The 4,194-nt window shown below is 74.9% G+C and carries 5 protein-coding genes; all 5 read right to left on the bottom strand.

Going from position 1 to position 4,194, the window contains the following annotated elements:
• Nucleotides 1–82: 82 nt before the first annotated feature.
• The gene (locus QZ500_RS03585) at nucleotides 83–1,420 is read right to left on the bottom strand and encodes an amidase (protein WP_295850940.1); all 1,338 of its coding nucleotides are present in this window, start codon (nucleotides 1,418–1,420) and stop codon (nucleotides 83–85) included.
• Between the two features lie 91 nt (nucleotides 1,421–1,511).
• On the bottom strand, nucleotides 1,512–2,255 hold the full coding sequence (locus QZ500_RS03580; protein ID WP_295850937.1) for an OmpA family protein: 744 nt from the start codon (nucleotides 2,253–2,255) through the stop codon (nucleotides 1,512–1,514).
• Nucleotides 2,255–2,989, bottom strand: a complete 735-nt coding sequence (locus QZ500_RS03575) for a hypothetical protein (RefSeq protein WP_295850934.1) — start codon at nucleotides 2,987–2,989, stop codon at nucleotides 2,255–2,257. Before QZ500_RS03575 ends, QZ500_RS03580 begins: the two co-directional genes overlap by 1 nt.
• Nucleotides 2,986–3,363, bottom strand: a complete 378-nt coding sequence (locus tag QZ500_RS03570; protein WP_295850932.1) for a hypothetical protein — start codon at nucleotides 3,361–3,363, stop codon at nucleotides 2,986–2,988. Before QZ500_RS03570 ends, QZ500_RS03575 begins: the two co-directional genes overlap by 4 nt.
• A 44-nt stretch (nucleotides 3,364–3,407) precedes the next feature.
• Nucleotides 3,408–4,194, bottom strand: a 787-nt coding sequence (locus QZ500_RS03565) for a hypothetical protein (RefSeq protein WP_295850929.1), incomplete at its 5' end; no start/stop codon positions are given.

Below are 4,194 nucleotides of genomic sequence, written 5' to 3'. Positions count from 1 at the left end.
GACAACTTCTTGCAGATGACGCAGGACGTTTACATCTGGCTCGCTACCGTGGCCGGCGCGAAAGTGTTCCTTCCCAATACCTTCAGACCAACGCCGCTTCGACCGCCAGTGCCACCGCTGCCAGCCGCGCGTCGTCGCCACGGACCGACGACAGCATCAGCCCGACCGGCAGCATCCCGGACGCCTGGCACGGCAGGCTGACCGCGCAGCCGTCGAGGTAGTTGATCGCGAAGGTGTTGCGCAGCAGCAGCCCGTTGGCGCGGAAGAACGCCTCGTCGCTCGCGACCAGATCGGCGATCGGCGGCGCGGCGATCGGCACCGTGAGGCACAGCAGCGCATCGAACGAAGCGAGCCGCGCCTCCGCGCGGGCGATCCAGCCGGCCCGGGCGTCGTGCAGGGCGATGTAGTCGGCAGCCGTGGCGCTGGCGCCGGTGGCGATGCGCTGGGCGACCCGCGGATCGAAGCCGTCGCGCCGCTCGGCCAGGCGCTGGCGGTGCACCGCATAGGCCTCCACCGCCGAGAAGCCGCCGGGCGCGTTGAGGGACGCGATCTCGGCCAGCTCTGCGAACGGGATGTCCACGATCAGGGCACCGGCACGCGACAGGCGCTGCACCGCCTGCTCGAACGCGGCGGCGACGGCCGGCTCGATCCCGTCGAACATCAGCGTCTGTGGTACCGCCAGCCGCAGGCCGGCGACCGGGCGGCGGCGCACTGCCAGCGGTGTGCCGGCGATCGCCGCATCGACCGTCAGGCAGTCGTCCATGCTGCGCGCCATCGCGCAGACGGTGTCGAGCGAGCGGGCCAGCTCGAACGTGCCGGTGCGCGGCACCCGCGCCTGCGTCGTCTTGAAGCCGACCAGCCCGCAGAGTGCGGCCGGGATGCGGATCGAGCCGCCGGTGTCGGAGCCGAGCGCCGCCACCGCGATGCCCAGCGCCACCGACACCGCGGCCCCCGACGACGAGCCGCCGGGAATGCGCGCCACTGCCGCATCGGACGGGTTGCGCGGCGTGCCGTGGTGGGGGTTAATGCCGACGCCCGAGAAGGCGAATTCGGTCATGTTGGTCTTGCCGAGGATCGCCGCGCCCTGCCCGCGCAGCCGCGCCACCGCGGGCGCGTCGGCGGCGGCCGGCGCCGCATCGTCGCAGACCACCGCGCCGGCCCGGGTGGGCTCGCCCGCCACGTCGTAGAGATCCTTGATCGTCACCGGCAGGCCGGTGAGCGGCGACAGGGCGACGCCGGCCTGCTGCAGTGCGTCGGCATGGCGGGCGGCCGCCATGGCTGCCTCCGGATAGAGCGTGGTGAAGACGTGCTGCGCGGCCGGTGCGGCGGCGGCCTCCAGCGCCTGGGCGACGAGCGAGGTGTGGGTGGCGTCGCCGCGGGCCAGCATGCGGCGCGCTTCGGCGATGGTGGTGAGGACCATGGGATTCGGCGGCAAAGGGCGTGGATCGGCGCCGGCACGCGACGGCGCCGGCGGCGGGACGGCAGGTGCCGCGCCGGCCCTCGCCGGCACGTCAGCCGTTGGGCAGGGGTTCTATCACGATGGAGACTCGCCGGTTGCGCTGGCGACCGTCGGCATCGTCGCTGCCGTCGGGCCGCCGCTCGGCCGCGACCGGCTGGTGCCGGCCGTGGCCGCGCACCGTCGGCCGGCGCTCGCCGGTCGCATCCGCCAGCGCGGCGGCCACCGCCTGCGCACGGCGCAGCGACAGGGCGTCGTTGTAGCTGTCGGCGCCCTTGCCGTCGGTGTGGCCGTCGATCGCGATCGGCGCGCGGGGATAGGCGCGCAGCAGTTCGCCCGCGCGGCCGAGCGCCGCCCGCGCATCCGGCCGCAGATCGGCACGGTCGAAGTCGAACAGCACATCGGCCGGCAGATCCACCACGATGGCGTGCGACGGGGTTTCGCGGGCACGGAGTTCGGTGAGCAGTTCCCGGGTGCGGGTGCGCAGCGCGGCCGGCACCTCGGACAGGCGCAGGTCGGTCTGCGGGCCCTGCACGGCGCCGAAGGTGGTGTCGGGTCCGGCGCGACGCAGCGCGCCTTCTGCGGAGCGCGCCTGCAAGCCGCCGCCCTCCCCCGGCACGGTGCGCAGCGTCGTCTGCGGACCGGCCACGGGCACGAAGCTGCTGGGCTGCGCGGCGAGAGGCTCCGCCACCCGCCGCACCGGCTGGGCCGAGGCGACCGGCACCGCGCTGAACGAGGCCACGGCCAGCAGCACCGCGCCGAACGGCAGCGCCCGCCGGCTGCGGACCGGCGCCGGCATCAAGACGCGCCGGCCGGCTTCAGCGGCAGCGTCAGCCGCAGGCCGGGGCCGACGATGTTGCTGCCGTCGTTGCCGTCGTTGACCACCAGCTGCAGCTGCGTCGCGGCCGGCGACACGGCACCGAGGAACACCAGCCGGCCCTCCATCGTGTCGCCGGTGCGCACGTTCAGGTCGCGGTTGCCGTCGGGCCGCTTGAGCGGCAGCCGGTTGCCCTGCCCGTCGTCCAGGTAGGTCTCGTTGAAGGCGAGTTTGGTCGAGCCGGTCATCTGGCTGGAGAACGATGCGCTGACGGTGAGCACCGTGGCATCGGGGCCCATCTCGACACCCTTGACCCGCAGCGTCAGGCCCGCCGGCGAACTGACCTGCGCGTTCAACGTGACTTCGCGCGTGGCTGCGGCCGGCGCGAGGGTGCCGGTGGCCGTGGCGGGCTGGCCGGAGCCGGCGGCCGGGCCGATCGGCTGGACCGGCGTAACGGGGCTGATCGGAGCGACCGGCTGCACGGGCTGAACTGGCTGCACGGGTTGCACCGGCTGGATCGGCTGCACGCCGCCGACCGGCGCCGCAGGCTGGGCGGGCTGTGCCGGGATCGCCGGTGTAGCTGCGCCGGACGGCGCGGCGACCGTATCGGCCGCGCGGTCCGAGCAGGCCGACAGCAGCGTCGCCGCAGCCAGTGCCGCCGGCAGCAGCCAGCCGCGGGCGGTGATGCGAGGAACGGGACGTGGGATGGCGGTCATCGGATGGTCACGCTGTTGACGTTGGCGCCGCCTTGCGGTCGGCCGGCGGCGTTCGGGCTGCAGTCCACCGCGGCATCGACACCCTGCACGTTGCGGCCGGTGACGATCTCGGTGCGGCCCTGCAGGGCGCGGGCGTCCACATCGACGCTGTTGATGTTGGCGCCGCGGCGGGTGCTGCCGTCGGCGCAGCGCGCGGTCACGCCGCGGGCGGTGTTGCCGGTCACCTCGATACGGTTCTGGCCGCTGCCGGGGCGCTCGATCGTGGTCGTCCGGTCGGCCGCCGCTGCCGGAGCGACGGCGGCGGCCAGACCCAGGACGCACGCCGCAGCGCAGGCCAGGCGCGGCGCCATGGAAGGGGTGGGGGAGGTTCGCATGCAGACTCCTTTCGTTCGGGATGCGGGCGCCGTGCGCCCGCAGGTCAGGGGGCGGTCGCGGCACCCGGCAGGGCTGGCACGCCCGAAGGCGCGGGCACCGGGGTGGCCGGTGGTGCCGCAGCGCCCGCCCGGGCACTGCCCAGGCCGGGCAGCCGCCCGGTCAGCGGCGCGCCGGGCTGCGCCGCGGGCACGGCAGCCGGCGTCGCCGGAGCAGCTGTGCCTGCTGCGCCCGCGCCGCGCAGGTTCTGTTCGAGTTCGCCGGCGAAGCGGTCGGCCAGCACCAGTTCTTCGGACGCCATGTCCTGGCCGAGCGACTGGATCGCCTCGGCCGACTGCTGCGCGCCCGGGCTGCCGGGCAGCGCGAGCTTCTGCGCGAGCCGCGCATAGCCGAGCGCTCGCACGTTGTCCTGTGGTGCGCCGCGGCCGTTGCGGTAGAGGTCGCTCAGCCGCTGCATCGCCCGCGGATCGCCGCGCACCGCGGCCAGCAGGTACCAGCGGTAGGCCTGGCCCACGTCGGAAATGCCGCTGCGGTTGCTCTGGTAGGCGTCGCCGAGCAGCGTCAGCAGGCTGGCGTTCTGCGACTTCAGCGCCTCGTCCTTCAGCCGCGCGATCTCGCTGGCATAGAGCGGGCCCTGGCAGCCGGGGTTGACCGCGCCGCGCTCCAGCGCCTGCTGGCAGGCTTCCACGTAGCGCGCACCCGCGCTGGCACCGGTGTTCGCGGCAGCCGCCGCAGCGGCGGCCGTCGGCGTGCCCGGTGCCGCGCCGCCCGGCGGCGCCGGATTGACGATCTGCACACCGCCCGGCACGCCCGCCGCGGCGGCGGTGCCGGCC

Origin of the sequence: uncultured Xylophilus sp., assembly GCA_913776965.1 — a bacterium.
Classification (GTDB): Bacteria; Pseudomonadota; Gammaproteobacteria; order Burkholderiales; family Burkholderiaceae_C; genus Xylophilus.
The sequence above is the reverse complement of the archived record's forward strand: the minus strand, read 5'-3'. Positions and strand labels throughout refer to the sequence as shown.

Excerpts from the sequence above, each read along its gene's own strand:
- QZ500_RS03580 (WP_295850937.1), bottom strand. The coding sequence starts at position 2,255 with ATGCCGGCGCCGGTCCGCAGCCGGCGGGCGCTGCCGTTCGGCGCGGTG.
- QZ500_RS03575 (WP_295850934.1), bottom strand. The coding sequence starts at position 2,989 with ATGACCGCCATCCCACGTCCCGTTCCTCGCATCACCGCCCGCGGCTGG.
- QZ500_RS03570 (WP_295850932.1), bottom strand. The coding sequence starts at position 3,363 with ATGCGAACCTCCCCCACCCCTTCCATGGCGCCGCGCCTGGCCTGCGCT.
- QZ500_RS03585 (WP_295850940.1), bottom strand. The coding sequence starts at position 1,420 with ATGGTCCTCACCACCATCGCCGAAGCGCGCCGCATGCTGGCCCGCGGC.